Genomic DNA, 4366 nt, shown 5'->3' with positions numbered 1-4366 from the left:
ACGATTGAGCGGTTTTGCGGGAGGGAACGGGGAGGGTTTCGCCTCCCCGTCTATCGGATTTATAGAATGAGGTTACTGGTGGCTGTCGCTGCCGGCTTCTTTTTCATCTCGGGCATCGCGGGTATCTTTACTGCCCTGAGATTTTGGTTGATGGGAAGCGTCCTTTAAGCCGGACGTATCCCGTGACGGTTTGGTTTTTTTATCCTGGGCAGTAGCGTCTTTGTCGTCCCTCGCGTCCCGTGCCTCGGTATTGCCCTGTTGCTGTGAGCTTCCCTGCTTTGCCCGGTGCTGCTCCGCCTGCGCCGGAACAGATGGCAGGCCCCAGGCCAACAGCACTGCTGAAACTATCAATGCACTGAAGAAGGTTCTCATGTCCGCCTCTCCTTTTCTGTTTGATTGCCTAGCAGCCAGCCGTTATTTGCTGGTCTGACAGCCCGGATGGTGGCAGGGGCAGGCATTTCCCTCCGTACGGGCAGTTCGGCATGCGTCAGAGCAGAATTCTTTTCCCGCTTCAGCCGAACATGTACACGCAGGATGAGCGCATTTCTTCTCCGTCATGATTGCCTCCTAGACGATAAGGCACTGTGGCACGCTGGAAGGCGCGCCACAGCTCTTGCCATCAAGCAGCATTCATCAACAGCCCTAATTATCACGCTGCAACGTCGTCGTATGGCCCTGATCCGTCACATAGGCTTTCACCATGTCGCCGGGCACCACCTTATCCAGCTTGGTGCTCTTATCGACATGGATCCTATGCTGTTTTCCATCGGTATCCTTGATGGAGTAGTACTCTCCGTCGATATTCATCAAGGTGCCCTTGATCGTGTCTTTGGTCAGGCGCTCTTTGATGGTGGGACTGGCTTCTTTCTCAGACATCGCATCCGTGGCATAGGCCACACCGATTCCGAAACTTAATAATCCAGCTACAAGCATCGAGATCAATCCTGTCTTCATACTGGCCTCCTTTAGGTTTTTCCAATTCTTGCGTGGAACCACCGAAGCGTAAACTAGGGAAAGCTCTTGAATAAGTTAGCAATTGGGAATGGCAGGTGTGTCCGACCGAATATGTATAAGGAAGAAAGGAAGTGATATCGGCGAGTCGGCACCGCGCCCGCGCTGTGCCCTTCAGAAGGCACCGTCGTCTTTACGAACATTCCCCTTCCCCTTGCCTCTCCTGTAAGTATGATAAAGTATTACTAAATATGATTAATAGGTATTGAAGGAGAATGGCATGTCCAACATCGAGCGACTGACGATTACTCTTCCGACCGATATGGCGGCGGTAGTGAAGGCGGCGGTTGAGGGCGGGGACTACGCCTCGACCAGTGAGGTCGTGCGCGAAGCCCTGCGCGAATGGAAGCTTCGGCGTGTGGTGCAGGAACAGGAACTGGCCGCGCTCAAAGCCGACATCGACAAGGGACTAGCTGATGTAGCCGCCGGTCGGGTACGAGAGTTTGATACCGCCAAGATTGTTGAGAGAGGGAGGAAGCTATTAGCCAAACACTGACTCTTCGTCTCGCCGGATCCGTGACTTCATGCGCTTTGTGGGCAATCACCACGCCACAGGAATTTCGCAGCGTCATCCGCGCCCATGTGATTGCGTGGCGCGATGACCTTCACACATCATCCGGTGGACGGCGTGAAATGCCCGCCGGTCGATAGTTACAAAGGTAAAACCCCAACGCCAAATGTGAAACAGTAGCTGAGAAGCCCGCTTACCGATCGGCTTTCAAAATACGCCGCCGCCTGGTTGTTCCAATGGATTGGCGGCAGCCACCCCGGTGAGTACCTGTAGCGTGGGCCACCTTCGTCAGTCTTCGGAAGCCTACTCAACCAAAATGATTATGAATTGTCTCGGGCACGCGTGAGCAGCTTGTTAGGTCATCGGGAGGGCGACTATCGGTGACACCTCACGTATCGGAGTCCGCATAGACCCCGTCTCGTCCACAAACTAGGGAGATCACCAGGTCTCTCATGTTCGTTTCATCCCTACAGTGACAACGCTTCGTAATGGTTCGTATCCCGATAGAAGGTTCCGCGCTCCTAAACGGATGGGCGTTCTTCCCGGCACGGTCCGTGAGGCGGTGCTCCCTATTCATCGTCAGCGTCCGTCATCGATCATCGCCGCAACGGTGGAAGGCTATGGTGCTATGAAAACGAAACAATCCCGTACACGAGCCATTGGATCTCCACCGTCGGCGACTCAAGAACCCAATTTGGTGCCTCTTTCGTGTCCCGATTGTTTCGGCGTGCTGCGGTTCGAGCGGGAAGGGGCGAAGGGGCACCTGACGTACCGTTGCCAAGTCGACCATCGATATAGCCCCACCAGTTTACTCTATGCCAAGGAAACGCAATTGGAACGGACTCTGTGGTCCGCCGCGCTGCTGCTGAAACAGATGGCCTATGCGTATCAGGACCTTCTCGAAGAGATGCCAAAGACCAAGGGTGTCAAACGAACCACGGTGAGTCGTCGCATCGGCGAAGTGAAGAAGCACTGTCGGGCGATCCAAGCGATGATCGAGAACACCCATGTCCCCCAATAAGACTGCCGGTTCTCATCCGGAATCGACACAGCCGCGCACCATCAACGCCGAAGGTATCAAGAGAGATATCATCGTAATCGGTGCGTCCGCCGGCGGAGTCGTGACATTGATGGAGCTCTTCGCCGCCTTTCCACCCACACTGCCGGCCGTCGTCGGCGTCGTCCTTCATCGCAGCGTGGAAAGGGGACAGCTGGCGCATGTGCTGGGACGGCGCTCCGCTTTGTCCCTGATCGAGCCGGACCGGAAGACCGTCTTGCAGCGAGGGTACATTTATTTGGCCCCGCCGGACCATCATTTATTGTTTAAAGCCGCGGGGGTCGTGATTCAGCGCGGTCCGAAGGAACACAGTACGAGGCCCGCGATCGATCCCCTTTTCCGCTCCGCTGCCGCTTCCTATGGAAAGCGGGTGGTCGGGGTGCTGTTGACCGGGGCGGGAGAAGACGGTGTCAGCGGACTCATCGCAATTTCGAAGGCATCCGGCGTCACGTTGATCCAGGATCCTGAAGAAGCTTACATGCCCCATATGCCGCTCAATGCGTTGAAGATGGACGACGTGAACGGCGTCTTCCAAATCAAGGAGATGGCGCCGACTCTGGCGGCATTGGCGGCGGGAGAGCGGGTCATCCTGGGGACGAAGAAACAGCGATGAAACAGCGCGCCGGTGGCGAAAGACATGACGACCCTGGTCGATTTGGCTCTTGCTCGATGTGTGTGGAAGGCCTACAATCTCGGTCCCTGTCCTATGTGAGTCGAACGCGATGCCGCCTCAGCCACGACCGAAGGGAAAAGGCCTTCCATCCGGCGCTCTGTCGCGCCGCCGCAACGGATCAGCCTCCGCGAAAGCGTCCGGCGCCGCCAAACGAAAGCGCCCGATGTACATCGTCGGCATGGGCGGTTCGGCCGGAGCCTTGGAAGCCTTCGAGCAATTCTTCACACACATGCCGGCGGACAGTGGATTGGCGTTTGTGCTGGTTCCTCACCTCGATCCCACCCATAAGGGCATGATGCCGGAACTACTGGGGCGCTGCACGAGCATGAACGTCGTTCAGGTCGAAGACGGGATGCCGGTGCGTCCCGATCAGATCCATATCATCCCGCCGAACAAAGACATGACGATCTTGAACGGAGTGCTGCATATCCAAGAGCCGAACTCTCCGCGGGGACACCGCGCGCCGATCGACTTGTTCCTGCGGCATCTGGCCGAAGATCAAGAGGACCGGAGCATTGCGGTCATCATGTCCGGCATGGGAACCGACGGTACGCTTGGCGTGAAGGCGGTGAAGGAACATTTGGGTCTCGCGCTGGTTCAGGATGCTCGGTCGGCGAAATACGACAGCATGCCGAAGAGCGCCCTTGGAACCGGATTGGTGGACTACGTCGCCCCGGCGCAGGATCTTCCGCAGAAATTGATGGGCTACGTGCGGCACAGCACAAAAATTCCTCCCGACGTCGCCGTGTACGAACGGACGGTGACGTCCTCTTTGCTGCGCATCTTCACCCTGTTGCGCACCCATACCGGCCACGACTTTTCGTTCTACAAGAAAAATACGCTCTACCGGCGCATCGAACGACGGATGAACGTCCATCAAATCAGCAATATCGGGCGGTACGTCCGGTTTCTGCAAGAGAACCCGCACGAGCTCGACCTCTTGTTCAAGGAGCTCTTGATCGGAGTCACCAACTTCTTCCGCGATCCGGAAGCCTTCAAGGCGCTGAAAGAAGACGCGCTGCCCGCGGTGCTGAAAAACAAAGGCAAACACAGCACCTTCCGGGCATGGATTCCCGGCTGTTCGACCGGCGAAGAGGCGTATTCCGTCGCCATC

General features: G+C 56.7%; 6 protein-coding genes. 4 read left to right on the top strand and 2 right to left on the bottom strand.

Annotated features, from left to right (window positions below):
* Positions 1-72: 72 nt before the first annotated feature.
* Both ACOSYY_RS11460 and ACOSYY_RS11455 read right to left on the bottom strand, forming a co-directional pair.
* Positions 73-372, bottom strand: coding sequence for a hypothetical protein (locus ACOSYY_RS11460; protein ID WP_421662508.1), 300 nt, complete (start codon positions 370-372; stop codon positions 73-75).
* A 270-nt stretch (positions 373-642) separates the two neighbouring features.
* Entirely contained in the window at positions 643-954 is a 312-nt protein-coding gene (locus ACOSYY_RS11455; RefSeq protein WP_421662507.1) for a hypothetical protein, read from the bottom strand.
* Between the two features lie 277 nt (positions 955-1231).
* Here ACOSYY_RS11455 and ACOSYY_RS11450 point away from each other — a divergent pair, with 277 nt between their 5' ends.
* The 4 genes from ACOSYY_RS11450 to ACOSYY_RS11435 all read left to right on the top strand — a co-directional run.
* Complete coding sequence (locus tag ACOSYY_RS11450) at positions 1232-1507, top strand: ribbon-helix-helix domain-containing protein (protein ID WP_421662505.1); 276 nt, start codon at positions 1232-1234, stop codon at positions 1505-1507.
* A gap of 643 nt (positions 1508-2150) precedes the next feature.
* Positions 2151-2543, top strand: a complete 393-nt coding sequence (locus ACOSYY_RS11445; protein WP_421662504.1) for a hypothetical protein — start codon at positions 2151-2153, stop codon at positions 2541-2543.
* The gene (locus ACOSYY_RS11440; protein ID WP_421662503.1) at positions 2530-3192 is read left to right on the top strand and encodes a chemotaxis protein CheB; all 663 of its coding nucleotides are present in this window, start codon (positions 2530-2532) and stop codon (positions 3190-3192) included. Before ACOSYY_RS11445 ends, ACOSYY_RS11440 begins: the two co-directional genes overlap by 14 nt.
* Positions 3193-3301: 109 nt before the next feature.
* Positions 3302-4366, top strand: a 1065-nt coding sequence (locus tag ACOSYY_RS11435) for a chemotaxis protein CheB (RefSeq protein WP_421662502.1), incomplete at its 3' end; no start/stop codon positions are given.

It is taken from the genome of Nitrospira sp. BLG_2 (genome assembly GCF_049222245.1).
This window is presented reverse-complemented; position numbering and strand designations above follow the sequence as displayed.